This window comes from Sulfuritalea sp. (assembly GCF_031426875.1).
Lineage (GTDB): Bacteria > Pseudomonadota > Gammaproteobacteria > Burkholderiales > Rhodocyclaceae > Sulfuritalea.
Genome location: NZ_JASJPC010000036.1, coordinates 1 through 25,743 on the forward strand (window position 1 = coordinate 1; position 25,743 = coordinate 25,743).

23 protein-coding genes are annotated in these 25,743 nt (G+C 64.1%); 10 read left to right on the forward strand and 13 right to left on the reverse strand.

The features are described from left to right. Positions 1-133: 133 nt before the first annotated feature. Positions 134-1,768 (forward strand): ATP-binding protein, encoded by a 1,635-nt coding sequence (locus RMO95_RS16090; protein ID WP_310451665.1) that lies wholly within the window; start codon positions 134-136, stop codon positions 1,766-1,768. Beyond that, positions 1,765-2,400, forward strand: a complete 636-nt coding sequence (locus RMO95_RS16095) for a response regulator transcription factor (RefSeq protein ID WP_310451666.1) — start codon at positions 1,765-1,767, stop codon at positions 2,398-2,400. Before RMO95_RS16090 ends, RMO95_RS16095 begins: the two co-directional genes overlap by 4 nt. A gap of 148 nt (positions 2,401-2,548) precedes the next feature. Here the strand turns inward: RMO95_RS16095 and RMO95_RS16100 are convergent, their stop codons facing one another. The 7 genes from RMO95_RS16100 to RMO95_RS16130 all read right to left on the reverse strand — a co-directional run bounded on the left by RMO95_RS16100 (position 2,549) and on the right by RMO95_RS16130 (position 10,587). After that, on the reverse strand, positions 2,549-2,935 hold the full coding sequence (locus tag RMO95_RS16100) for a hypothetical protein (protein ID WP_310451667.1): 387 nt from the start codon (positions 2,933-2,935) through the stop codon (positions 2,549-2,551). 58 nt (positions 2,936-2,993) lie between these two features. Continuing rightward, a complete protein-coding gene (locus tag RMO95_RS16105; protein ID WP_310451668.1) occupies positions 2,994-3,380 on the reverse strand; it encodes a type IV pilin protein in 387 nt (128 codons plus the stop codon). 97 nt (positions 3,381-3,477) lie between these two features. Beyond that, positions 3,478-7,938 (reverse strand): PilC/PilY family type IV pilus protein, encoded by a 4,461-nt coding sequence (locus RMO95_RS16110; protein ID WP_310451669.1) that lies wholly within the window; start codon positions 7,936-7,938, stop codon positions 3,478-3,480. A gap of 14 nt (positions 7,939-7,952) precedes the next feature. Continuing rightward, a complete protein-coding gene (locus RMO95_RS16115) occupies positions 7,953-8,519 on the reverse strand; it encodes a hypothetical protein (protein ID WP_310451670.1) in 567 nt (188 codons plus the stop codon). A 10-nt stretch (positions 8,520-8,529) separates the two neighbouring features. Further along, positions 8,530-9,558, reverse strand: coding sequence for a PilW family protein (locus RMO95_RS16120; RefSeq protein WP_310451671.1), 1,029 nt, complete (start codon positions 9,556-9,558; stop codon positions 8,530-8,532). A 4-nt stretch (positions 9,559-9,562) separates the two neighbouring features. Then, positions 9,563-10,078 (reverse strand): type IV pilus modification protein PilV, encoded by a 516-nt coding sequence (pilV, locus tag RMO95_RS16125; protein ID WP_310451672.1) that lies wholly within the window; start codon positions 10,076-10,078, stop codon positions 9,563-9,565. 11 nt (positions 10,079-10,089) lie between these two features. Next, positions 10,090-10,587: a GspH/FimT family pseudopilin gene (locus RMO95_RS16130; RefSeq protein ID WP_409574969.1), complete on the reverse strand. Its 498-nt coding sequence runs from the start codon at positions 10,585-10,587 to the stop codon at positions 10,090-10,092. On the opposite strand from RMO95_RS16130, the gene RMO95_RS16135 reads away from it, so the two are divergent. The 8 genes from RMO95_RS16135 (at position 10,502) to RMO95_RS16170 (ending at position 18,296) form a co-directional block, all read left to right on the forward strand. Next, complete coding sequence (locus RMO95_RS16135; RefSeq protein ID WP_310451674.1) at positions 10,502-10,819, forward strand: hypothetical protein; 318 nt, start codon at positions 10,502-10,504, stop codon at positions 10,817-10,819. The genes RMO95_RS16130 and RMO95_RS16135 overlap by 86 nt on opposite strands. 86 nt (positions 10,820-10,905) lie before the next feature. Next, complete coding sequence (locus RMO95_RS16140; RefSeq protein ID WP_310451675.1) at positions 10,906-12,159, forward strand: sensor histidine kinase; 1,254 nt, start codon at positions 10,906-10,908, stop codon at positions 12,157-12,159. Then, positions 12,156-12,788: a response regulator transcription factor gene (locus RMO95_RS16145; protein ID WP_310451676.1), complete on the forward strand. Its 633-nt coding sequence runs from the start codon at positions 12,156-12,158 to the stop codon at positions 12,786-12,788. The genes RMO95_RS16140 and RMO95_RS16145 overlap by 4 nt, the downstream gene beginning before the upstream one ends. Then, positions 12,785-13,354 carry a hypothetical protein gene (locus tag RMO95_RS16150; RefSeq protein ID WP_310451677.1) on the forward strand — a complete coding sequence of 190 codons (570 nt, stop codon included), beginning with the start codon at positions 12,785-12,787 and terminating at the stop codon, positions 13,352-13,354. The genes RMO95_RS16145 and RMO95_RS16150 overlap by 4 nt, the downstream gene beginning before the upstream one ends. 70 nt (positions 13,355-13,424) lie before the next feature. Then, complete coding sequence (locus tag RMO95_RS16155) at positions 13,425-15,386, forward strand: TonB-dependent receptor plug domain-containing protein (protein WP_310451678.1); 1,962 nt, start codon at positions 13,425-13,427, stop codon at positions 15,384-15,386. A 35-nt stretch (positions 15,387-15,421) separates the two neighbouring features. Next, positions 15,422-15,922, forward strand: coding sequence for a YfiR family protein (locus RMO95_RS16160; RefSeq protein ID WP_310451679.1), 501 nt, complete (start codon positions 15,422-15,424; stop codon positions 15,920-15,922). 4 nt (positions 15,923-15,926) lie between these two features. Continuing rightward, on the forward strand, positions 15,927-17,051 hold the full coding sequence (locus tag RMO95_RS16165; protein WP_310451680.1) for a diguanylate cyclase domain-containing protein: 1,125 nt from the start codon (positions 15,927-15,929) through the stop codon (positions 17,049-17,051). A gap of 60 nt (positions 17,052-17,111) precedes the next feature. Further along, positions 17,112-18,296 (forward strand): L-lactate dehydrogenase, encoded by a 1,185-nt coding sequence (locus RMO95_RS16170; protein ID WP_310451681.1) that lies wholly within the window; start codon positions 17,112-17,114, stop codon positions 18,294-18,296. A 56-nt stretch (positions 18,297-18,352) separates the two neighbouring features. On the opposite strand, the gene RMO95_RS16175 is transcribed toward RMO95_RS16170, so the two are convergent. The 6 genes from RMO95_RS16175 to hyfB all read right to left on the reverse strand — a co-directional run bounded on the left by RMO95_RS16175 (position 18,353) and on the right by hyfB (position 25,647). Beyond that, the gene (locus RMO95_RS16175) at positions 18,353-18,865 is read right to left on the reverse strand and encodes a formate hydrogenlyase (protein ID WP_310451682.1); all 513 of its coding nucleotides are present in this window, start codon (positions 18,863-18,865) and stop codon (positions 18,353-18,355) included. Next, a complete protein-coding gene (locus RMO95_RS16180) occupies positions 18,862-20,442 on the reverse strand; it encodes an NADH-quinone oxidoreductase subunit C (RefSeq protein WP_310451683.1) in 1,581 nt (526 codons plus the stop codon). Before RMO95_RS16180 ends, RMO95_RS16175 begins: the two co-directional genes overlap by 4 nt. A gap of 121 nt (positions 20,443-20,563) precedes the next feature. Beyond that, positions 20,564-22,015, reverse strand: a complete 1,452-nt coding sequence (locus tag RMO95_RS16185) for a hydrogenase 4 subunit F (RefSeq protein WP_310451684.1) — start codon at positions 22,013-22,015, stop codon at positions 20,564-20,566. 4 nt (positions 22,016-22,019) lie between these two features. Then, positions 22,020-22,688, reverse strand: a complete 669-nt coding sequence (locus RMO95_RS16190; protein WP_310451685.1) for a formate hydrogenlyase — start codon at positions 22,686-22,688, stop codon at positions 22,020-22,022. Next, positions 22,685-23,641, reverse strand: coding sequence for a respiratory chain complex I subunit 1 family protein (locus tag RMO95_RS16195; RefSeq protein WP_310451686.1), 957 nt, complete (start codon positions 23,639-23,641; stop codon positions 22,685-22,687). Before RMO95_RS16195 ends, RMO95_RS16190 begins: the two co-directional genes overlap by 4 nt. Then, on the reverse strand, positions 23,638-25,647 hold the full coding sequence (gene hyfB, locus RMO95_RS16200) for a hydrogenase 4 subunit B (RefSeq protein WP_310451744.1): 2,010 nt from the start codon (positions 25,645-25,647) through the stop codon (positions 23,638-23,640). The genes RMO95_RS16195 and hyfB overlap by 4 nt, the downstream gene beginning before the upstream one ends. Positions 25,648-25,743 lie beyond the last annotated feature (96 nt).

Sequence of the window (25,743 nt, forward strand, 5' to 3'; positions counted from 1 at the left end):
CCTTGTCAGTCATGGCTTACAGCGATTCCACCTTCAATTTAACCGGACAGCAGTGTAACTACATAAGTGTCACAGAAAAGTCCGCGATTGTCGTTGCTAAACATGATTAACGCGTCAATCGTCCTGGAGCAAGATGCGCTCTTGCCATACCGAGCGGGTTTCAGATGATCTGGTCCAAGAAGCTTGCGCTTTACCGGGCGCTGATCCAGGGCGCGACTGCCGGAAGCGCCAACGCGAAGCAGTTCGCGCCTGGCGGCGGTTCGGACCACATCGACGGCGCCGCGCCGCTGGTCGCCACGCTCTGCCTGATGCAGCCGGTGCGGCCGGGGTGTTGATGTTCAGTCGCCGGCATACCATTCATAGTCGCCTGATGCTGGCGTACAAGCTTCTGCTCGGCAGCTTGTTGCTGGTGGTCGGGCTGGGCGGATTGTTCTATGTTTTTGTTGCCGAGCGCGCAGAGGTTCGCGAATCGGCCCACGCGGCCGCCGGCATACTGGCCAACCAGAGTTCTGCCGCGCTGATGTTCGGCGACAGCCAGGTGTTGCAGGAGAACCTGGATTCGCTGAAAGGCCTGGAGGGTTTGCATTGGGCGGCCATCGTGCCGACCGCCATCGACCTGCCACTCCCGGCGATACGCTTTGGCGCTACCCCTGTGGATCTGCCGGGTGTTCTGGCCGGCCTGGCCGGCCAGCGGGAACGCATGGAACTCTTCAACCTGGTCGTGCGCGCGCCGATTTCGCACCAAGGTATCGAGCGCGGCCAGTTGCTGCTGGCATTGGACCTGCGCTTCGAGGTGTTTGAATTCGTAAAAATCTGCATCGCCACCGTGGTTCTGCTGGTCACTGCCTTCCTGCTGGGGCAGGTCGTGTTTCGCCGTATCGTGCAATCGATAGTCGCGCCGCTGGACGACCTGATCCGGGCCACCACCTCGATTGCGCAGCAAGCCAGCCGTAACGCCCGTCTTGAGGATGTGCGGCAATCGACAGCCGAATTCACCGACGAAGTCGGGCAGCTGGCCGACGCTTTCGATCTGATGCTAGACGCAATCATTCGCCACGATCGGCTGGAGCGCGATCATGCGCAGCAACTGGAACAGACGGTCGAGAATCTGCGCTCGCTTTCGGCACGCATGCGCGCCGTACGCGAGGAGGAGCGCACCCGAATCTCGCACGAGATTCACGACGAGCTCGGCCAGCGCCTGACAGCGCTTAAGTTCGCGATAGCCCGACTCGATGCCGGCAAAGCGGGTAACGGCATCGCGGCCCAGGTTGATGAATTGATCAAGGTGGTGCGCAGCATCTCGTGGGACTTGCGCCCCAGCCTGCTCGATTCGCTCGGACTGGTCGCGGCGATCGAATGGCAGGCCCAGGATTTTTCCCGTCGCATGGGAATCCGTTGCGGTGTCGACCTGCCGGATGAAGCAATCGACATTGCGCCCGAAATGGCGACCGACCTGTTCCGCGTGTGCCAGGAGTTGCTGACCAATGTATCGCGTCACGCCCACGCCAGCCGCGTCGATATAATCCTCGAGGCAACCGACGACACCATTCACCTGGAAGTCAAGGATAATGGCCGCGGCATGCAGGCACGTGACCAGAACCGGCCGGCGCTGGGCCTCCTGGGCATTCGCGAGCGAGTGGAAAGCTGGGGCGGGCACGTCGACATCGAGCCTGCGAACGGCACTGCAAGCCCGAGCGGCACACGCATTCACATCATGATTCCCCGCGGCCGCACCGGCGCGCCCCTATCTACGGAGCAAACACCATGAAGATCCTGCTGGTCGATGACCATCCTGTCGTACGCCAGGGAATCCGCCTCATGCTGATGACCGACCCCGAACTCGAAATTTGCGCCGAAGCGGTCAATGCGGCGGCGGCGATCGATCTCCTGCGCAAGAACGAATTGATGATCGACCTGGTGATCCTCGACCTGAACCTTCCGGATCAGAACGGCCTGGTGGTGCTGCAGGAGTCCGTTCGGCGCAGACCGGAGGTGCCGGTGCTGATCATGAGCATCCAGCCTGAGGAACACATGGCGATACGCGCGTTGAAACTCGGCGCCAGCGGTTACCTGAGCAAGGAAGCCGCCCCGGAAGAACTGCTCAAGGCCGTCGCCACCCTGCGCCGCGGCAAGAAATACATCAGCGCTTCGCTGGCCGAATGGCTGGCGCTGGATGTCAGCGGCCGCCGCGAGGTGCTGCCGCACGAACGGCTGTCGGATCGCGAGTACCAGGTGCTGTGCCTGCTGGCCGCCGGCAAGTCGGTCTCGGAGATCGCCGAAGGACTGTCGCGCAGCCCGAACACCATCAGTACCTACCGTGCCCGCATTTTGCACAAGATGGGCATAGACACCAATGCCGGCCTGACACAGTACGCCATCCAGCACCAGATCATCAGGTAGCCCCCCGCGGGAGCGGGACTCCTGAAGCATCGGCGGGCAGGGAGGGGCACGGCGCAGAACCAGCCACCGTATCATGCCCTGCACGCAAATCCGGGGACACCAGGAATGCTGTTGGTCGGCACCGCATCAAGACGCCGGTATGCCTCCGCTAATTCCGCTTGCTATCCAGTGCTCGCGTCAGGAGTTCGATCTCGTCTTCGATCGCAAGCAATTCCTCGTTCATTCCCTTGGCGCCTTCTTCGATCTTTTTCCGACGTTTTTGCGCGTCGGCGATCTCGGCCTTGATTTTCGACTGCAGCGCCAGGTCCAGCTTTTTTTCCGCCTCGCTGGCAGCCTGCTCCATCTTGAGCAACCAGTCGCGGGACTTGTCGCTGGCCGCCTGATCACCGCCCGCGCGCAGCAGCAAAGCACGAATTTCCTCGGCGCGCTCCTGTTTGCCTGCGATGCGTTCTGTTAGTTCGGCAACAGAGAGTTTGTCGTAGTTCGCCTCCGACTGCTTGCCGAACAGCCCCCCAAACAAAGAACCAAATCCCATTTTGAAACCTCCGTCATGAAGTGAATCCGGAAACGACGCGGGATGCGCGCCACGCAAATCACCAGGCAACGGTTCCCCACAAGCGCTGCCCGGCTTCATTGATCGATATGGCCCCATCGGTCGCCTGCGATGTTCCCGCAACCGGCGTCGCGGTGAGCGTGTAGGTGGTCGCGGCGCTGGGTGTCACCGCGAGGGTGTACTTGCCATCCTGAGTGGTGCCGCTGGTCCGCCCCAGGCCTCCGGCGGAAGTTCCGCTATAGGCACTGGTGACATTCAGTGCATAGGCGCTCGAATTGAGAAAGATCTTCTCCTGGATGCTGGCCAGTTCGAGCAATTCGGATTGGGCCGCCGAACGCGATGCTTTCCGGATGTAGTCCTGATAGTTGGGCACCGCGATCGCCAGCAGGATACCGATGATGGCTGCTGCAATCATCAGTTCGACCAAGGTGAAGCCCTTTGCTCCGGTTCTATTCACGTCCGTGACTCCTCTCGATAAATGACTGTTCGTGTTGCGTATTCCCGGTAATGTTTTCGGCAGCCTGTCAGGGCCTGATCAACTCGCGCCACGAAATGCGTCCGGTACGGGGTTGCAGACCGCGCTCGTCGCCGCCGGAAGTGGTCTTCCCACCATCGGCGGCAATGATGACCGTGGTATCGCTGGCGACGTTGGGATCGGTTCCGTTGTCAACCGTGGGTGGCGTGTATTGCGTGCGGATAGTCACCGTTCCATCTTCGTTGCGCGTCTTGGTGATGATCTGTACCTTGCCGTCGTCACACCTTGTGGTCCGTACCTCCACATTCCCCGTGCTGGTGAAAGTGGTGGTACACCCGGTGCCGAAATTCTCGATTTTTGGATCGGTACCCAGGTTGGTGGTAGACGCCGTGGTGCATTTTTGCGTCCCGGGAGCCGGCGTGGTCGTGTCGGATGCGCCACAGGGACGCATATCCGTCACGCCGAGCTTGGTCCAACCGGTGTCTCCGTAGCACTGACTCGGCGTTTCGCTATGCCAATAGATGGAATATTCCGCCAGCAGGCGGTTATGGTAGGCGGAGGACTTGAGGCGCCAGCCATACTCCGGCCGTCCTGGCACCGCCATTTCTATTTCGCTGTTATCCGTATTGGCGCTGATCACCTGCAAGCCCAGTGAGCCATTCAAACGCACGCCGGTTGCCGTCGACGGCGTGGTGCCGCTGTTGTAACCCCTGGTGCCGTTGCCCGAGGCTGTCACTGTGGCCGGAGGAATGATCGGCCGGATCATGTTGCCGTCGTTGGTACCGGCCGACGACATGACACAACCCGCCTGGGTGGGGTGCAAGCCAACCCGCACGTCCGTCGGCAGGCCCAGATAGCCGGCCCACCAATCCTTCTGATCGAAGGCGTCGGTCGGCATGTTGAAGGCAAGGCTGCCGATAGTGGCGAGGGTGTAGGTCGGCAGGTCGGCCAGATCGAGCGTCGCCGAAGTCGTGTAGGTTTTGACCGGAATGTAGCCCTGATCGACGTTGTACACGTAGCTTGGATCGCCGATATGCAGTTGCACCGCGGGGCTCAGGTACTGGTTCTGCACAATGACTTTGAACTGGGCGTTTGAACCCGTCCCGATGGCCCTGACCAGGTCGTGCACGCCCGCGCTGCCGTCAAGAAAATTGATGCCGGTGCGATCGTACTTGTCGTCGTATTCATGCACGTGATTCTTGGTTTGGCATTTGGCGTCCCATGCTCCGGTACACGCCGCAGCGCCTGTCACGGTGGTGGTGCCGTCGACCCCGCCGCTGAAGGCGACGGTTGTCAGCGCCGGGGCGAAATCGGTCCAGCCACCGCCGCCGCCCGCGACGAACGAGACGGTGGTGGGCTGTATGTCGTAGGCCGGCTGTGCGGCGACGGCAGCAGAACCCGGAGTACCGCCGGAGGTTGCAGACGTCGTATAGGTAACGGAACTGAAACTGCTGCTACTCCCCACCTGTACGCTCGAGCCGTTGCTGTAAGTCGAGGTATTTACCAAGCATACGGTGGTGCTGGGCTCGGCGGCGCACAATGGCGTGATGCTGTTGCCACCGACGTAGGCCTTTACCGTCCCGGCGGTTCCGGTATCGGCAACAACCGCAGCGGCGACCTGTTCCGCCGTCTTGTTTCTGCCCGGCTCGATATCGCCGCTATTCACGTTGATGCCGCCGACCCTGATGCTGCGACCGGAAACGTCATCGTTGATCCTCGGTGTTCCGAAACCACTGGTGGTTCCACCGTCGAATCTGATGAACCCGGTCGGCCTCGTTGCCGCAACTGCTGGGGCCGCCGCGACTGGCGCCGCCGCGCTGCTGGTGACGACGATGGCCTTGGCGGCCCCGCCGTCGGTGGTCGCGGTGAAGGTGATGGTGTCGTTGGGAACGTTGGTCGTGGTTATGGTCTTGCCGAATCCGCTCGGGGTCGTCAGCGCAGCCGCAAGCGCAGTCGCGATGTCGCTTTCCGATGATCCGGCGAGGAAGTTGACGGTGCCGGGCAGAATCGAACTGCCGTCGAAGCGAACATCCGTGATGCGGGTGTTCTGCCCCACGGGCTGGGCGCCGATGACGATCTTGCTGACCGCAGGCGTGGCCGGGACCACGGGCTCCGAGGTGCCCGCCGCGATGGTGAGCGTTTTGCCGTTGTAGAAGGTGCCGATCTGCGGTGCGGTAATAGTGATGGTCGAACCCGAGACGGTCGCGGTAAAGCTGCCGGTGACCTTGTTCTTGATGGTGGTGGCATTGGTGGTCGTGGCCGTGCCGCTGGTGATGTCGCTGGTCATCAGTGCCGGAAAGACGGTGACGCCGTCCAGCGAAATGATGCCGAGCGTGGCTGCCACGCCGGCGAGCTGGCCGGTAGTGCCGACGGTGATGGTGGCAGTGGCCTTGGTACCGCCGGAGGTCGACGACGTCCCATTGTAGTAATTATCGACGTCGAAATGCCCGCCCGCGACGCCGCGTCCGCCCGCCGTCAGTTCGGTGATCACCGGGAAGCTGACGTCGGGGCTCTGGTTGAACAAGGTGTCGTTGAGGGTGACCAGTTGCACCAGAATCGGTTGCGATTCGACGCCGATATCGAGGAACTTGCCGACCGGAATGCCCGCCGAGTGCGGTATGGGCCGGCCAACGCGGCCGGTGGCGACGGTGTCTCCCACCAGTCCGGCGGCAATCACGTCGCCGACGATCTTGCCCGGAGGCGGCGGATCGTCGTATGCCGTATAAACATCGGTGGCGACGTAGGTGTCGCTGGCCAGGTAGAGAATTCGGTCGCTGTCGTTGAGCAACAGGTCGGCGCTCAGGTCGAGGAAGGGCTGGTTCTTGTTGCCGCCGGAAAGGTAATCCAGCTCCATCAGCCAGTTCTCGCCGTACACGGTCGTCGAGGTGCCCGAGATCAACGTACTGACCGTCGGATTGTGGGCGGTAAAGTAAAAGCGCTGGTTGGCGACATAACTGCCTTCGCCGATCACCTTTTCACCTGCCGGCAAGGCGACCCTCCAGCCTTTGTCGGTGGTCCAATCCATCGGATTCGTGGTGACCTGGCGCACTCGCGTGGTACCGAAGACCCGTTCAGTCAGCGTCTGTGTGACGATATTGCCGGCAACTGCCCCGTCCCAAATTCCGTAAGCATAGTGCACGGTGGTGTCGGTGGTGTCCGCGGCGGTGAACATCGCACCGGTCGCGAAGTTGATCATGTAGCCGCCATTCGGATGCAGCGAAACCGCAGGGGTAGCGGTGATCGGCTGCCCGGATGCAAACAGGGCTGTGGCGGTGTCGGTGGCCAGGGTGAACTTCCACAGGGTGCCGTAGAGGTCTCCGGCAAAGACGAGATCGACAGAGCCGTCGTTGTCGGTGTCTACCGCGACCGGGGTAAAGATGCCATTCGGGCTGGCCACCGTGCCATTGATTCCGGCCTTGATCCCCTTGATGCGCTGGCCGGTGTTGGCATTGATGACGTACAGGTAGGCGCCGTAGTCGCCGCCGTTGTTGTAGCCGTTGCCGATGATGACGGCGTCGGTACCCGCCACCTTGGCGATGGTCGGCGTGCCATAGGTATAGCCCAGATTGGCGTAGGCGCCGACGGTGGCCGGCGCGGCGTAATTGACCGTGGTCGGTGTAATTTCCCAGAGCGCCTTGGTGGCGACTGCGGCTTCACTGGCCGCCGTCAGGCCGGCATTGCCGGTGATGTTCAGCGCATACAGACCCTTGCCGCCCGCCCCCAGGCCGCCCACCAGTATCCGCTTGCTGCCGGACAATATGGTCGCGACATTGATCTGGCCGTCGACATAGTAGTCGCGCACGAAAGGAATGGTGGAAAGGTTCTTGATCTTGGAGAGCAGCATCGATGGCACATATGCCCAGCGCTCGTCACCACCACTCACCTGATCTGCATTGATCGCGTGCAGCATGCCGTCGTTGGCGCCGACGAAAATCGTCGGGTCGGTGCTGTCGCTCACAAAATAGGGTCGTGAATGCACGATGTCGCCCAGCGCAGATCCCCTTTGATGAAAGCTTCCAACACCGAGCTGAACTTCATTGCTGCGGTCGCCGCGCAGGTAATTGAGGATATCCGGACCCAGCGTGGCGTCGCCGATCAAGGCTGCCTGTGCGGCGGACAGACTGCTCGTCCCGCTCCAGCGAAACGCAGTCCCGGTGCCATCGTCCTTCATCGTGGCAATGAACCGTCCGGTGTCGAAATTCTGGGCATCGATATGCGTCGCCGCGCCGCCGGCCCAGGTTTCCGCGTCCGCAGAAAACTCCCCCGCCGCATTTATCCTGTAGGCGTACAAGTTTCCGCTGTAAAACTCCTTCTCGTACTCGGTGCGGAAAAGCGTCTCGGTCCCCGACCTGAGGTTGAAATCGCTCACCTCGTTCTGCGCAATGTATCCGGTCGGTTGATTTGCCGGGTTGAAAGCGGTCAGTGCAATGGCAAGATGGACCATGGCTGTGGCAAGAACCAGGAAAAAAAGGCCTCCCGCCCAGTACTCTCTCTTGGCCGACGCATTCATGATGCCCATCCTCTCTAACAGCTCAATACGCTGTAATTGGTCTGTACGAATCTGGTCGCATTGCGTGCACTGACGCCGCGAGCCGTGACCCGGTAAATGTTGACCTGGCTGCAAGCCGTACTCTTGCGCCCCCCCGTCGACACATCGTCGCCGAGCAGCTTGACGTTCTGCGCGAGCAGTTCGACCAGATAGCGTTGCGACCCGGCCGCACTGGTGGCCGCCTCCGTTGAATTGGCGTTGTCCCAGGTCATGGTCAGCACGTCATTGCCGGGAGCAGTCAAGCCGGCCAGGTGCCCGATGGGGTGCAGATGCGGTGTGGTCGCGCTGGAATAGGTAGTGAACCCACCGTTCAGATAGTTGCTCCCTGTGGCCAGCCAGTTCTCGGCCTCGACCACGGCGGTTTCGGAACTGCTCATCGCCGTTGACTGAAACTGCAGATTGCCGGCGAGTTTGAACTGGATGTCTGAAATGCTCATCGACGTGATGCCGATGATCATGACCAGAATCAGGATCAGCAGGCTCGAAATCAGGGCGGAGCCGCCTTGTTCGAGGCGAGAACCGAGAGTGAATTTGGGCGCCATGACGTGGATCTCAGTTGCGCAGGTGAACCACGGCAGAACGCAAGTTGCGGCGAAATCCGTCATTCACCGTATAACTCGCGTCACCCATCGTATAGGTGCCGGTGTTGGTGTAGCCGGGTTCCACGGTGGCGCTACGTGCCAGGATCCAGACGCGGACTGTGTCGACATCGTCCCATTCGGTTACCGAGGTATCGACCGACGACCCGGCAATGGCACTGGCATTGTAGTAGCGGGTGTTCAGGTCCGTGGTGTGGCGTCCGTATTGCACCTGCAAGTGTTCGATGCCATTGGCAATCAGCTCGGATGTCATCGAACCATCGGCCTGCAACGAAATGCGGTACAGCGCCGGTACGGTCGCATCGTCGGCCGAAGGCCCGATTCCATACACGTAGGCTTGGAGTGCGAAATTGTCCAGACCCTGTGACGGGGTGCCGGCGATGCAGGGAACCTTGTCGAATGGCGCGACATAGGTCGAGACAGGGGCCGCGCAGCCCGTGGCGGGGACTCCGCGGAAGATCTCCCCGGCGTTGTAGGTGGAACGAAAATACAGCGCATTGGCCGCCAGCGCGGTGACCGGAATGCTCGCCACCTTGCGAATCACCAGAATATCGCCGCGCAGATAGGAGGCCGCCGGAATGCAGTTCGCACTGAATGGATTGCTGTCGTTCGCTCCCCACACCCCTTGCCGGAGATTGGATACGAAACTGCCGGCCGCGGCACCCGCCGGGAGGCACTCGCCGGTGATCGGCGTGATCGTGGTTGTCGGCGCCGTTGGTTCGGCCCAGCTGTTGCCGCGAAACCCGGCATGACGCAGGTCGTTGAGTATCGTATCGAGCGCATAGCGGCCATCGAATTCGATCTCCGACGTACGTCGATTGGAACTCGCGCCGGTCCAGCTGCTTGCCAGCATGCCGAGCAGGGCAACGATAATCACCAAGCCGATGGTCATGGCAATCATCATTTCGATCAGGCTGAAACCCATGGCCCTGCCCTTCGTCATCGAAATGCGCTGGCGCGGTGCGGAAACAGGCGTATTCATGTTTTCAATCGAGGATCGATCGCGTCAGGGTGAAGGACTCGGCGATCGCGCCGACGCTTGTGTCGGAGGTCTTGGTGCGGCGATCAATCCAACGCACCACAATCGTGTAGGTGCTTGGCGTACCGGTAACCGTTTGTGTTATCGACCAGGAACTTTGCGGCAGCGCCGTGCTGACGGTATTGGCCCATTGAGCGATGTCATAGGCGGCCAACGCCGCCTGGGCGCATGCCGCGGTTTCGCATGTCGTATCGACAGCGGGCGGAGTACTGGTCAGGGTGACCACATAGGATCCCGCAATCGCGCCGGCTGCATTGTTTTCCATTCGTTCGGCGATGTCCTGCGCCAGAAACACCGCGTGGCTGCGCAGCACGCCGCCTTGCCCCAGCCGCATGGCCGACATCTGCAAGCTTGCAGTACCGAACAGGGCTATGGCGATGATCACGATCGCGACAAGAACTTCAATCAACGACATGCCCTGTTGGCGAGCTCGGTTCAGGGATGTCGATGCGGAAATATTCATGATGGTCTGGACTACTGACTGGAAACTCGTCCTGTTGCGGCGATGGTGATAACCCGCGGCGTGGCACCGGCCCATGTACCGTCGAGGGTCAATGTCCCCGCCACCGCACTTCCGCTCGCATTGAAGCGCATCACCGCAGCACTGCCGACAAGTGTCAGCCTGCTGTCCAGCGCGGGCCGGGTATTGATGATGTCGGCCGCAGCGCAATCGTTGTCGCTATTCTCGTCGGCGCAGACCAGCCAACCGTTTTGCCAGTCGGTGCCGGTCCCGCATGCGGTTCCGCCGGCGTTTCGCACGCAGACCAGGGCGCGCCGGTTTCGCTTTATCGCCTCGGCGCGCGCCTGATTCAAGTCGCTTACGAGCAGTGTTATGGCCGATGTGCGGCGGGTACTGTTGGTGAAATCCGTGAACGCGGGGAGCGCAATGGCGAACAAAATCGCCATTACCACCATGACGATGATCAACTCGACCAATGTGAAACCGCCATTGGCGCTTCCGCCGGATTTCATTCGCTTGCACCGCCTGCACTTTGAAGACAGGCTGATGATTCATCTTCCCGACGTTGTGCGCCATCAGCGAAAGCGGATTGACGATAAGGAAACCCTGACCTTCCATGATGCCGACGTCACCCCTCCCGCAGCGGCCGGCCGGGGCGGACCGGCGTGTCCGACAAGAGTTGCCGCTGGCGAGACGGCGCTGTGCCGCCGCTATGGCGATGCGCGAACACCGCCGGCGCGCTGATAGCGGTTCGCCGGCACCGCAGCGTGACCTCCTTGGCATCCCGCTGTCTATAATGCGCCGCAAGCCCTGTTTCCGGAGTTCCCCACTTGTCGCTCGCCCATGCCGCAACGGACATTACCGTCGCATCGTCGCGGCAGCTGACGCTTTCCGCGATGATGCTGATCGGCATCACCTTGGCGGTAATGATGGCCTTCGTTTTCTGGTCGTGGCGCCGGCGTCAGGGGCTGACGACGCGTCGGCGCCAGGCCGAGTTGGCCTTGCGCGCCTCGGAGGGCCGGCTGCGCCAGTTGTCGAGCCAGTTGCCGGTGGCCTTGTTCGAATACGTCGCCGCGCCGATCCCCGGATTCCGCTCCATCAGCGACGGCGTGGTGCGTTTGCTGCCGGGTACTGCGGCAGAAATGCTGGCCGATCCGCAGGTATTTTTTGCCGGCATCCATCCCGACGATGTTGCCGGCCTGGTCTGGCGCCAGGCGGCGACTGCGGCGCACGAGTTCGAATGGATCGGGCGCGGCCTGCTCGCCGGCGACAGCCCGCGCTGGTTGCAGATCCGCACTACGACGGAGTTCGCGGCCGACGGCACGCGCGCAGTGCATGGCGTGATCCTCGACGTGACGGCCCTCAAGCAGACCCAGCAGGATCTCGAACGTTCGCGCCAGGAGTTGCGGCAACTGGCCAGCCATCGTGAAGCACGCATCGAGCAGGAGCGCGCACGCCTGGCGCGCGAGTTCCATGACGAACTGGGCCAGGTGCTGACCACCGCGCGCATGCATCTGCAATTGCTCGAACGCAGCCTGCCGGCCGATTCGGCGGCGGCACGCGAGGCCGCGCGCAACATCGAGACGATGATCGCCGAAGCCTACCGCAGTGTGAAGGCGATCGCCTCCGACCTGCGGCCGGCGGCGCTCAACCTCGGTCTCACGGCAGCGGTGGAATGGGTGGCGGCGCGCATGCTCGGGGCGGCCGGCATCCGCTACGGCATTTCATTTACCCAAGCGGCGGACCGCCTCGACGACGATTATGCGATCGCGCTGTTCCGCATCGTGCAGGAATCGCTTTCCAACATCGTCCGCCACGCTGGCGCGCAGAACGTCGACATCACGCTGAGCCATGATCGGGGTGAAATGCGCCTGCTGCTGGAAGACGACGGCAAGGGCTTCGATGTACCGGGAGTCGACCATGCCGCGCACTTCGGCTTGCTCGGCATATCCGAGCGCGTCACAGCACTCGGCGGCACGCTGGAAATCGACAGCAGCCCCGGCAGCGGCACGCGGCTCGTCGTCACACTGCCGCAGGTTCCGCTCAAGGCCGATCACGCAGACAGGAGCACGAACTCACCATGATCAGGATCATCATTGCCGACGACCACACGCTGTTCCGCGTCGGCCTCAGGCAGATGCTGCATTCCTTCGCCGGCATCGAAGTAGTGCAGGAAGCCACCAATGCGGCGGAAGCGCTGGCGGCGGCGAACGCCGGCGGCGCCGAACTGATCGTCATGGACCTGACCATGCCGGGAGCATCCGGCACCAGTCTGATCGAGCAGATCCGCAAGGCGCAACCCGCCCTGCCGATCCTGGTGCTGAGCATGCACGACGAACCGGGAACGGTGCGACGTGCTCTGCAGGCCGGCGCTTCCGGCTATATCACCAAGGGATCGAGTCCGGATACGCTGTTCACCGCCGTGACCCGGGTCGGCGCCGGCGAGCGCTTCATCGACCCATCGGTCGCCGCCTCGCTGGCTTTCGATACGGCGGCCCACGCCGGTGGCGCGGCGCACCAAAGCCTGAGCCCGCGCGAATGGGAAGTGCTGCGCCTGATCGCGCAGGGCGTGATGCTGAGCCAGATCGCCGAACTGTTGCATCTGAGCCCGAAGACGGTCACCACCCATAAGACCCACCTGATGGAAAAACTCGGCATCGGCAACAACGCCGACCTGATCCGCTACGCCATCGAACACAGGCTTTTCGATTGAACTCGTCGCGCCTGGCCTGGCCCCTGGCCATCTCGCTGGCGCTGCACCTTGGCCTCGGCTGGCTGCTGTCCGCGGATGTCGCCGGTCAGCTGCCGCGCAGTGCGAAGGCGGTCACGCTGACCGTGGTCCTGGCAAGCAAGGAAGCCACCGAAACCCCGTCGCTTGCGACTGTGGAACCTGCTCCCATACCGCCGCCACCGACGGAGACCGCCGCCGCACCGCCCGCGACGACAGCGACCGCCGCCGCGCCAGCCGATGCCGCCGGCAAGCTGACGCGCAAGGCGCGTTTCCTGGTCGATCCGGACCTTTCGGATCTGGAAGAGATAGCTGTGCCGTTTTCCGGCAGCCTGACCCTGCGTCTCCATGTCAGCGCACTGGGCACGGTCGACCGCGTCATAGTGGTCAATAGCGACCCGGTGCCGAAGGAATTGCTCGACGGCCTGATGCGCCGTTTCGCGCAGGCGCGCCTGACTCCGGCGCAGGCGGGATCGCAGGCCGTGGCCAGCACGCTGGAACTGGTGATCCGTTATGAAACCGCGCCGGCACTGCCTCTGCGCGAGCGTTGAGCCGCTCTGCATATCGGGCGAAAGAGGGTAGTATCGGCGTCCTGGGGAAGCAATCGTTCGGACCACGCGCATGCAATTCAGGCTGATACTTTCGGTGGGGCTCATCGTGACCTGCGGGATGCCGGCAGCCGTGCTTGCGGCGGACGATGTCTCCGGCATGAAGCTGGAGGATCTGCTGGGGGTCGAAGTGCAGGGCGCCTCGCGTTATGCGCAACCGCTGTCGGAAGCGCCCTCCACCGCCACGGTGATACCCGCCGAGGACATACGCCGCTTCGGCTTCCGCGACATCGGCGAGGCGCTGCAGTCGGCGCGCGGCGTCTATACCAGCCACGACCGCGGCTACGCCTACCTCGGCGTACGCGGTTTCAGCCGGCCCGGCGACTACAACTCGCGCATCCTGCTGCTGGTGGATGGCGCGCGCAGCAACGATCCGATCTACGACCAGGCGATGGTCGGCAACGAGGCTCCGCTCGATATCGACTGGATCAAGCGCCTCGAATTCGTGCCCGGCCCCTCGTCCGCCAGCTACGGCGGCAATGCCCTGTTCGGTATCGTCAATGCGGTGTTATGGACCGGCGCCGACCTCAACGGCAGCCGCGTCTCGCTCGATGCCAGCGACGGAAGCGGCCGCCGCGCCAGCCTGCTTTCGGGTGGGCGCAGCGCCGCCGGCCTCGACTGGGTAGCCGGCGTCAGCGCCTACCGGCGCGACGGCAACGATCTCTATTTCTCTGAGTACGACGCGCCGGGGGTCAGCGACGGCATTGCGCACAAACTGGATGGCGAGCGCTACCTCAAAGCCATGTTCAAGGGCAGTTGGGAAAACTGGCGCGGCAGCGCGACGTTCTCGCGACGCCGGAAGGATGTGCCCACGGCCTACTACGGCACCGTGTTCGACGCGCCGGGCAACTTCGTGCAGGAGACCGAATATCACGTCGACCTGGCCCGGACCTCGACCCTGGCCGAGTCGCTGGACCAGCAGTTGCGCGTGCATTTCGGCCGCTATGCGTTCGACGGCGAATACCCGTATCCGGCCACCAACCGCGACGAAGCGCGCGCCGACTGGTGGAGCGCCGAATGGCAACTGACCTGGACCGGCTGGCGCAAGCACCGCCTGCTCGCCGGCATCGAAGCGCGCAGCTACGTGCGCCTGGAGCAGCGCAACTTCGACCTCGATCCCCGCTTCGACTACCTCGACGACCGCCACCGGGGCCGCACCGCGGCCATTTTCGTGCAGGACGAATGGCGCATCGCACCCGGCTGGTTGGCCAATTTTGGTTTGCGTATCGACAGCCAGAACACCGCGCCCACCATCGCCTCGCCGCGCGCCGCACTGATCTGGCATCCGCGCGACGATATCACCGTCAAGCTCATGGGCGGTCGCGCCTTCCGCGCCCCCAACGACTACGAACGCCACTACGGCGACAGCGGGTTTTCGCAGAAGGGAAATCCCGACCTGAAGCCGGAACGCATCCGCACCCGCGAGCTCGCGCTCGATTACACGCCGACGCCGACCCTGCGTCTCGGTCTCGGTCACTATCAATACACGCTGCGCGACCTGATCGACCAGGAAACCGACCCTGCGGACGGCCTGCTGGTGTTCCGCAACCGCGACCTACTCTCGGCACGCGGCTGGGAAACCGATTTCGAAGCCCTGCTCGATGGCGGCTGGCGCGTGCGCGGCAGCCTGGCCTGGCAATCGATCACCCAGCCCGGCGGCGAAGCAGTCAATTCACCGCGGCGCCTGGGCAAGCTGCTGGTCGACGGACCGGTTGCCGCCCTCGGCGCGACGCTGGGCATCAATCTACAGGCGGTCGGCCCGCGCCGCAGCCTGCTCGGCAGCGTCGCCGGCCATGTCACCGGCAATCTGGTGCTGCGTCAGGCGCAACAGCGCCGCTACGGCCAATGGAGCCTCGGCATCTACAACCTGGGGGACACACGTTATCGCGACCCTCTCGGCCCCGAGAACGCACCGATAGATACCCTCGAACGCGATGGGCGACAGTGGCGCCTGCGCTGGGAACTGGATATCTGATGTGGCGGCGGCTGTGCAGGACGATCCTGCCGGCATTGCTGCTGGCCTTGCCCTGCCATGCTGCATGGGCCGCTGAGCAGGCTGACGAAAACGAAGTCAAGGCGGCGGTAATCTACAACCTGCTGCTGTTTATCCAATGGCCGCCGCAGGCCACTCCGGCGGCCGGCTTCCACTTCTGCGTGCTGGACGAAGGCGCGCTGACCATGGCCTTGCGACGCCATGAGGGAAAAAAGGTGCTGGGGCAGACGCTTGATATCCGTCGCAGCGGAACCACACCCGAGGAACTCGACCGCTGCGCCGCGGTGATGGTGGAAGCCGGCAGTGCCGGCCTCCTCGCACGACTCGGTGCATTGGCCCGCACCCGCGCGTTGCTGGTGATCGCCGAGGGAAGCAATGCAGTCGACCGCGGCGCCATGATCGGCCTGCATACCGATGGCGGACGCGTGACCTTCGACATCAACTACGGCGCCATGAAGAGAAGCGGCCTCGCACCCAGTTCCAAGATCCTGAAACTTGCACGCATCTTGATCGAGTAAGCGCATGACCCATACGCGCCTGCTCAACTACTGGCGACTCAGCCTGGTGTCGACCGGCAGCGCCCTGTTGATGGCCCTGCTGATGCTGCTGGGCTACCACGCGCACAGCCTGCGCGAGCACCTGGAGAACAACCTGACCATGCAGGCACGCCTGCTGGGCGCCAATCTCACGGCGGCCATCGTGTTCGAGGACAGTCGCACGGCCACGGAAATCATTGGCACCGCCGATGCGTCACCGATCATCATCGAGGCTGCCGTCTATCGCGCCAACGGCAGCCTGATGGCACGTTTCCAGCGCCCGGAAGCGCTGCGCCAGCTCGGCGACGAAGCCCCGGCCGCGGGGCATGTGTTGTCATTCGTTGATCTGCGGCTGGCGCTTCCCGTGCAACTGGAAGGGCGGATCGTCGGCAGCATTGCCTTGCGCGCCTCGCTGCGCGACCTGTATGGCGAACTCGGCCGGGTTTTCGGCAGCATGCTGCTGATCCTGACGGCTTCCGCACTGCTCGGAACCTATGCCAGCCGCAGGATGCGCATGCAGATGATCGCGGCGGAAAACGAGATCGAGCGCATGGCGCTGTACGACCGGGTCACCGGGCTGCCCAATCGCCATGCCTTCGAGCTGAGCCTGGCCCAGGCGCTGCAGCGTCACGCGCGCAACGGCGGCGGATCGGCCTTGCTTTACATCGATGTCGACGGTTTCAAGACGGTCAATGACCGGTTCGGCCACCAGGTCGGCGATGCGGTGCTGAAAGCCGTCGGTGTGCGGCTGGAAAGGGCGCTGCGCGGCGCCGACATCGTCGCGCGCATCGGCGGCGACGAGTTTGCCGTGATTCTGAGCGATACCGCGATCACCGAGGATGTCGAGCGCGTGGCGGTAAACCTGGTGCGGATTGCCGCCGAACCCTTCGCCACCGGCGGCGCCCCGGCGCGCATCGGATTCAGCATCGGCATCTGCATGATTCCGCAGTCCGCGGCGGATATCGATGGCGCGCTGCGCAACGCCGACCTGGCGATGTACCACGCCAAGCAGATGGGCAAGAGCACTTACCAGTTCTATTCGGAAACCATGGTGGAGGATGCAAGGCAGTCCCAGGAACGAAACTGTGCCTCGGCCCTGGCCAGGGAATGACAGGCTGGGTGGCGCCATCCGGCTTGCCGGCAAGGTGAATCAAGGATTCTGGAGGTGAGCGTGAGCAACAACGAAACTTGCGGACTCGGCCTGGCCCCGGCCACGGCGAGCGATTACCGTGAACTGGCGCGCCGGCGGCTGCCGCGCCACCTGTTCGATTACCTCGACGGCGCCGCCTATGAGGAGATCACCGCGCAGGAGAACCAGCAGGCCTTCCGGCGCCTGCGCCTGCGCCAGCGCGTGATGCGCGACGTCTCGCAGTTGAACTTGGCCACGCGCGTACTGGGCCAGGACCTGGCCCTGCCGCTGGTGCTCGCCCCGCTCGGCCTGGCCGGCGTCATGGCGCGCCGCGCCGAGGTGCAGGCGGCCCGTGCGGCCGAGGCCGCCGGCGTGCCCTTCTGCGAATCGACGGTGTCCATCTGCTCGATCGAGGAGGTGCGCGCCGCCACCGCGGCGCCTTTCTGGTATCAGCTCTACGTCATGCGCGACCGCGGCTATGCCAGGGAGCTGATGGCGCGGGCGCAGGCGGCCGCGTGTCCGGTTCTGGTGCTGACCGTCGATCTCGCGGTGATGGGCGCGCGCTACCGCGACATCCGCAACGGCATGGGCGGCGGCCTGTCGCTGGGCGGCAAAATGGCCAAGGCCTGGGACCTGGCATCGCATCCGCGCTGGCTGCTCGACGTCGCCATCCGCGGCAAGCCTCTGATGTTCGGCAACCTGACCATGGCGGTGCCCGATGCGCACAGCCTGCCGGCCTTCAAGGCATGGGTGGATAACCAGTTCGATCCGCGCATCACCTGGGCCGACCTGGATTGGGTGCGGGAAAACTGGCCCGGCAAGATCCTGCTCAAGGGCATACTCGACGTGGACGACGCGCGCCTGGCGGCGGCTGCGGGGGCCGACGGCATCGTCGTCTCCAACCACGGCGGCCGCCAATTGGACGGCGTCGCGGCGAGCGCCGATGCCTTGCCGCACATCGTCGATGCGGTCGGCGACAAACTTGAAGTGCTGCTTGACGGCGGCGTCCGGAGCGGACTCGACGTGGTCAAGGCGCTGGCGCTCGGCGCCAAGGCCTGCATGCTCGGCCGCGCCTGGGGCTATGCCGTCGCCGCCCGCGGCGAAATGGGCGTGGCCCATGTCCTGGCGACGATGAAAAGCGAGATTAAGGTGGCGCTGTCATTGACCGGCACGACCGACGTGCGCCGGCTCGGTCGCGACGCGCTGCTCGCGGCACAAGAACTGTAGGAGCGAGCTTGCTCGCTATGTCTCGGCTGCATCGCGAGCAAGCTCGCTCACAAGCCCTACTTTGCCGTGCGTATCGCCGCCAGGATGCCCTGCATCAGGGCCAGCGGCGTCGGCGGACAGCCGGGAATGCGCAGATCGACGCCGACCACGTTCTCCACCGCGCCGCAAGTCGCATAGCTCTCGCCGAACACCCCGCCGTTGCAGCCGCAGTCGCCCACCGCCACCACCAGCTTGGGATCGGGCGTGCAATCGTAGGCGATGCGCAGTGCATTCTCCATGTTCCGCGTCACCGAGCCGGTCACCAGCAGCATGTCGGCATGGCGCGGACTGGCAACGAACTTGATGCCGCGGCCTTCGAGGTTGTAATAGGGATTGTTGAGGGCGTGGATCTCCAGCTCGCAGCCGTTGCAGGAGCCGGCATCGACCTCGCGTATGGTCAGGGCGCGGCCGAGCACCTTGAGGATCTCGTCGTGCAGCCGGTCGATTTCGCGCTGCGGCCCGCCCTCGGCTTCGGGCATGGGCTCGGTCAGGATGCCGGTGCGGAAGATGTGGCGCAGCAAGGGAATCACAGGTCTGCTCCCGAATAGGACAGGTTGAAGGACTTGTTGATCAGCGGGAAGTCGGGAACGATGTCTTTCATCACCGCATGCTCCAGCGCCGGCCAAGCCTGCCATGACGGGTCGTGCGGGTGCACCCGGGCCAGCCTGCCGTCGCCGGCGAACTGGACGCCGACCAGCACCTCGCCGCGCCAGCCTTCGATGACGCCGAGGCCGCTGGCGTCGCCGATCGGCGCGACTTCGACCCGGGTCTCGCCGCCCGGCAGGCCAAGTGCTATTTCGTGCAGCAGGCGCAGCGATTCGTATATCTCGTCAAAGCGCACGGCGACGCGCGCGGCCACGTCGCCACGCTCGTCGGTGACCGGACGCACGCCAAGCTTGGCATATGGCGCCGGCGGCGTGTAGCCCTGGCGGTGCGCGCGGCCGTCGAGCAGGATGCCGCTGGCACGGGCGGCCATGCCGGACAGCGACAGTTCGCGCGCCAGGGCGGCGTCGATCGCGCCGGTGGTGACGAAACGATCCTGCAGCCCGGCGTGCGCGTCGTAGAGCGCGTGCAGCTTCCTGACTTCGCCACGGACCACACCGCACTGCTCGATCATGGCGGCGAGCGCCGCGGCATCGACATCCATGACGACGCCGCCCGGCACGATGCGATCCATCATGAAGCGGTGGCCGAAGATCTGCTGGTTCAGGCGCAGCCAGTCTTCCTTGAGGCGCATGAACTGTGTCAGGCCGAAGGCGAAAGCGGCATCATTGCCCAGCGCACCAAGGTCGCCCAGATGATTGGCGACGCGCTCGCGCTCGAGCATCAGCGCACGCAGCATCAGGGCCCGCGGCGGCGGCTCGACCCGGCACGCCGCCTCCACCGCGTCGGCATAGGCCCAGGCGTAGGCGCAGGTGGAATCGCCGGAGACACGGCCGACCAGGCGCGCGCCATGCGCGAGGTCGGCGCCGATGAACAGCTTCTCGACGCCCTTGTGCTGGTAACCCAGCCTCTGCTCCAGGCGCAGCACGCGCTCGCCGACCACCGAGAAGCGGAAATGCCCAGGCTCGATGATTCCGGCATGGATCGGACCGACCGGAATTTCGTGGGCGCCCTCGCCGCCGACCTTGACGAACTCGTAGTCGCTGGGAAAATTGGCGAAGCCGACACCGACACCGACCTCATGCACGGCATCGTGGCGCAGCGGATACCAGTCAGCCGGCCAGGCGCCGTGGCGCAGCCAGGGCCGCTGGTCGCTGCCGTCGCTGGCAATGCCGACCAGGTCGCGGGTGGCGCGCTGCATGCGATTCGCGGCAGAAAAGATGCCGGACAGGTCGGGATAGACCGGGCACTGGTCGCCCTCGGCCGCCAGGTCGAGGCTGAGCCAGGGCCAGCCCTCGTCGAGGGCGAACACGCAATGCAGGCGATAGCCGGCGCCCTGCTGCCGCCGGTCCTCGCCCCACAGCGCGGCCAGGCGGCCGTGGTGGCGATGGACGGAAATCGCAAAGCGCAGCATGTCTTCGCCGTCCGCGGCGCGACCGCGCCACGCCGGCGCACCTAGCCCGGGCTGGCGGACGAATTCGATGGGTTCGGCGTGGAAGATCATTCAGGCCTCCGCCGGGCCGCCCCAAGGAGGCCTGAAGTCAACAGCATGGAAGCCGCCCCGCGGCTGAACCAAAGTCACCCCTTTCCTCGGGAAAGGGGATGGGGGAAAGGTCGTCATAACCCTAGCCGAGCATGCGCGAGGCTTCGTGAAACCAGCGCGTCAAATAGGGTGGAATGTAGAGCCCAAGCATCAGGACGATGCCCAGATGCAGGAACACCGGCGTGATGGCCGGCGCATGCGGCAGGCGCTTGGCCTCGGTCTCGCCGAACACCATGGGCTGGACCTTGCCGAAGATTGCGGCGAAGGCCACGCCCAAGCCCAGCAGCAGGATCGGCGTCGCCCACGGGTGGTATTTCATGGCATGGGTGAGAATCATGAACTCGCTGGCAAAGACACCGAAGGGCGGCATGCCGAGGATGGCCAGCGTGCCCAGCATCAGTCCCCAGCCGATCAGCGGATTGATGCGGATCAGGCCGCGAATGTTCTCCATCAGTTGGGTGCCGGTCTTCTGCGTGGCATGGCCGACGGCGAAGAAGATCGCCGACTTGGTCAGCGAATGCATGGTCATGTGCAGCAGGCCGGCGAAATTAGCCACCGGACCGCCCATGCCGAAGGCGAAGGTGATGAGGCCCATGTGCTCGATCGAGGAATACGCGAACATGCGCTTGACATCCTTCTGGCGCGACAGGAAGAAGGCCGCGACGAGAAGCGTGAACAGGCCGAAGCCCATCATCAGGTTGCCGGCGAAATCTCCGGGAATGGCACCGTCGGCCAACACCTTGCAGCGCAGGATGGCGTAGAGCGCGACGTTCAGCAGCAGCCCCGAGAGCACCGCCGAGACCGGCGTCGGGCCTTCGGCATGGGCATCGGGCAGCCAGTTGTGCAGCGGCGCCAGGCCGACCTTGGTGCCGTAGCCGACCAGCAGGAAGATGAAGGACAGGGCCATGATGGTCGGCTCGAGCTGGCCCTTGACGTCGATCAGGTGGGTCCACAAGAGCGCGTTGCCGCTTTCGCCCAGCACGCGCTCGGCGGCGAAGTAGAGCAGGATGGTGCCGAACAGCGCCTGGGCGATGCCGACGCCGCAGAGGATGAAGTATTTCCAGGCCGCCTCCAGGCTGGCCGGCGTGCGGTAGAGCGACACCAGCAGCACGGTGGTCAGCGTCGCCGCTTCCATCGCGACCCAAAGGATGCCGAGGTTGTTGGTGGTCAGCGCCGCCAGCATGGTGAACATGAAGAGCTGGTACATGCTCTTGTAGAGCCGCAGGCGCGGCGCGCTGAGCTTGCCGTGCTCGCGCTCGTTCTTCATGTAGGGGCCGGAGAATATGCTGGTGGTCAGGCCGACGAAGGCGGTCAGCGCGACGAAGAACACATTCAGCGAATCGATGAAGAACTGCTCGCCGAAGGCGAAGCGTGGACCGTTGGCGATGATCTCGACGGTCAGGCCGACCGCCGCGGCAAAGGTGCCGAGGCTGGCGATGATGTTGAGGTTGGGCGCCCACTCGCGTTCGCCGACCACGGTCAGCAGCGCGCCGCTGACCAGGGGAATCGCGAGCATGAGAACGAAGAAATCCATGGATTTAGTTGTCCTTCAGCTGTTCCATGTTGCGGATGTCGAGGCTGTCGAACTGGTCGCGGATCTGGAAGAAGAACACGCCGAGGATGATCACCCCGACCAGGACGTCGAGCGCGATGCCGAGCTCGACCACCATCGGCATGCCGTAGGTGGCGCTGGTGGCGGCGAGGAACAGGCCGTTTTCCATCGACAGGAAACCGACCACCTGGGTGATGGCCTTCTGCCGCGTGATCATCATCAGGAAAGCCAGCATCACCACCGCCAGCGCGATGCCCAGGGTGCCGCGCGTGATGGTGTGGGACAGCTCGGAGATCGGCAGCGCGACATTGAAGGCGACCATGACCAGCACGATTCCCACCAGCATGGTGGTCGGGATGTTGATCAACGCCTCGACCTCGTTCTTGACGTTGAGCTTGCGCACCAGCCGATGCAGTATCCAGGGCAGCAGCAGCACCTTGAGCAGCAGCGTGAGGCCGGCCGAGTAATACAGGTGCACCTGGCTGGTAGTCACCGCCGCCACCAGGGTCGCCAGGCACAGGGTCAGCCCCTGCAGGGCGAACAGGTTGACCAGCGCCAGAATTCGCCGCTGCGCCAACATGGCGAACGCCAGCAGCAGAATCACCGCCGCGAAAAGATTAATAAGCTGCGCAGAAAACGGAATTGCGGAACTCATACCCGGCTCTCCAGCAGCAGGCGCACCAGCAGCCCGAGCACCGCCAGCATGAAGGCAGTGCCGAGAAACTCAGGCGCGCGAAAAATGCGCATCTTGGCGTTGATGGTCTCGATCACGGCCAGCAGGAAGCCACCGATACTCAGTTTGAACAGCAGCAGGGGTATCGCCGCGACCAGCGCCAGGAAGCTGTCGCCCGATGCGATGCCCCAGGGGAAAAACAGCGCCAGGCCGAGACAGGAATAGGCGTAGAGCTTGAGGCTCGCCGCCCATTCGAGCAGCGCCAGATGGCGGCCCGAATACTCGAGGATCATCGCCTCGTGGATCATGGTCAGTTCGAGATGGGTGGCCGGATTGTCCACCGGCACGCGGGCGTTCTCGGCGAAGGAGACGAAGGTGAAGGCGATGCCGGCAAAGGCCAGGCTCGGGTAGATCACCAGATCGCGATGGGCCAAGGTGTCGACGATGGTGGCGACCGAGGTCGATTGGGCGATCATGGCCAGGGTGAAAATCACCATCAACAGCGCCGGCTCGGCGAGGAATCCAATCAGCATTTCACGGCGGCCGCCGAGGCTGCCGAAGGAAGTGCCGACATCCATCGCGGCGAGCGAAATGAAGATTCGAGCCAGGCCGAACACGCCGACCAGGGCCAGGGCGTCGGCGGCCGGCGCCAGCGGCAGGTCGGTGGATAGCGTGGGAATGATGGCACAGGCCAGCACCATGCAGCCGAAGACCACGAAGGGCGCGACGCGGAACAGGGACGACGCGCCGTGCGCCAGCACCACATCCTTGTGGAACAGCTTTTGCAGCATGTAGTAGGGCAGCAGCAGCGGCGGCGCGCTGCGGCTTTGCAGCCAGGCCCGGCATTGCCCCACCCAGCCCGACAGCAGCGGCGCCAGCGCCAGCGCCAGCAGGATCGCAAAGGCCTGGCCAAACAAACCCGAGATACTGATCATGGCCGCGCCACCAGAAGGAGTACCAGAAGCGTGATGAAGCTGTACATCAGATAGACGGCGATGCGCCCACCCTGCAGGGTGACGATCAGCGTCGACAGCCGGGCGGCCAGCCTGGCCAGCGGCAGGTAGAGCCAGTACCAAAAATGATCCTCGACCTTGACGCTGTAATGCGGCGCAGTGTCGCGCGCGGTCGGGAAATGGCGCAGCATGCGGAACATCGGCTCGAAAATGCGGCGGATCGGCTGGCTGAAGCCCTCGGCCGTGTCCTGCGCGCGCGGGCCCTGGAAGTAGTAGCCGCAGTCCCATGCCGTGGTGCGGCGCACGCGGCCATGGTAGAGATAGCGCACCAGCCAGCGGCCCAGCAGCAGCGTGGACGCGATGGTGACCAGGAAAATCATCGGCTCGTAGCTGGCGCGTTCGGGCGAGATCGGCGCCAGCATCCACCAGCCCTGCTCGTGCAGCGTGTCGGCCAGGCCGGTGCCAAGCAACTGGCGCGTCGCGGCATCGATGCGCAGGATCACCGTCGACGGCAGGATGCCGAGCAGCAGCGTGATCAGCGCCAGCCACGCCAGGCCGACTTTTTCCCAGTTGCCGGCATCGTGGGCGTCCTTCAGACCCGGCTCGCGCATCTGGCCGAGGAAAATGATGCCGTAGAACTTGACCATGGCGAAGCCGGCCAGCGCGGCGACGAGGACCACCAGCGCCGCCGCCACCGGCACCACCATGTTGAGCCAGGGATGCGGCAGGCCGGGTGAAAACAGGAAGCTCTGCAGCAGCAGCCACTCCGAAACGAAGCCCGACAGCGGCGGCAGCCCGGCGCTGGCGACGACGCCCGCCAACGCCAGCCAAGCCACCCAGGGCATGCGATGGATCAGGCCGCCGAGCTTGCCCAGGCTGCGTTCCTTGGTCGCGTGCAGCACCGAGCCGGTGCACAGGAACAGCAGGCTCTTGAAGGCGGAATGGGCCAGGCAGTGATAGAGCACCGCCGTCATGGCCAGGGCCGCCAGCGACTCCATGCGGTAGGCATGGAAAATCAGGGTCAGGCCGATGCCGACGGCAATCAGGCCGATGTTCTCGATCGAGGAATAGGCCAGCAGCCGCTTCATGTCGCTTTGCACCGTGCTGTAGAGCACGCCGAACAGCGCCGTGACCAGACCGACCACCAGCGCCACCACGCCCCACCACCAGATCGTCGTGTGCAACAAGTCGAAGCTGACCCGCAGCAGGCCGTAGATGGCGGTCTTCAGCATCACGCCGCTCATCATTGCCGAGACCGGCGAGGGCGCCGCCGGGTGTGCCTCCGGCAGCCAGACGTGCAGCGGCACCAGGCCGGCCTTGGCGCCGAAGCCGGCCAGCGCCAGCAGGAAGGCCGCCGAGGCCCAGAATGGCGACAGGTCCTGCGCGCGCATGCCGGCGAAGCTGTAGTCGCCGGCGCCGCCGGTCATCACGCCGAAGGAGAGCAGGATCGAGATGGCGCCGATATGGGCGATCAGCAGGTAGAGAAAGCCGGCGCGGCGTATCTCGGCGTGCTGATGGTTGGTGGTGACCAGGAAGAAGGACGAGAGCGCCATGCTCTCCCAGGCCACCATGAAGGCATAGGCGTCGTCGGCCAGCAGCACCAGCAGCATGCTGGCGAGGAAGACGTGGTATTCGAGGCAGAGCACGCCGGGTGCGGTGCCTTCGCCCTCCCGGAAGTAGCCGGCGGCGAAGATCGAGATGCCGACCGAGGCGAAGCCCAGCAACAGCGCGAACACGGCGGACAGATTGTCCAGGCGCAGGTGGAAAGGCAGGTCCGGCAGGCCGATGGCCAGCACCGCGGTCTGTGCCGGGCCGCCCAGCGCCACCAGCGCCACCGATCCCACCAGCATGCCGATGAGCGCACCGAGCGGAAACAGGACCTTGCTGATGAAGCGCGTATTGCGCGGCGCCGCCAGCCCGAACAGCCCGACAGCCAGCCAGGCGCAGGCGGCGATCAGCAGGGCGTCGATGGACAGCGGCGTGGGCATGGGTGGCAAGGGAAGCAAAGGCACATTTTAGCAGCGCCGGCGAAGTTGGCGCGGGCAAAGTCGGCGCTGGCGCGACGGCAATGACGCCGATAAAAT